The organism is Gordonia sp. UBA7860 (genome assembly GCF_002500165.1).
Classification (GTDB): Bacteria; Actinomycetota; Actinomycetes; order Mycobacteriales; family Mycobacteriaceae; genus Gordonia; species Gordonia sputi.
Genome location: NZ_DLSO01000033.1, coordinates 24123 through 24376 on the forward strand (window position 1 = coordinate 24123; position 254 = coordinate 24376).

1 protein-coding gene is annotated in these 254 nt (G+C 63.4%); it reads left to right on the forward strand.

The genetic code is table 11. The features are described from left to right. A partial coding sequence (locus B3T59_RS05240) for a PLP-dependent transferase (protein WP_287001638.1) occupies positions 1 to 254 on the forward strand: 254 nt, incomplete at both ends.

The following is a 254-nucleotide window of genomic DNA, read 5'->3' on the forward strand; positions in this document are numbered from 1 at the left end:
AAGGGCGGGCACGTCGTGTCGAGCCCCCGCCTCTACGGCGGAACTTACAACCTCTTCCACTACACGCTGCCCAAGCTCGGCATCGAGGTCACGTTCGTCGAGGATCCGGAAGATCTCGACTCGTGGCAGGCCGCAGTCCGCGACAACACGCGCGCGTTCTACGGCGAGTCGATCTCCAACCCGAACAACGAGATCCTCGACATCGAGGGCATCTCGGAGGTCGCACATCGCAACGGCGTGCCGCTCATCGTCGA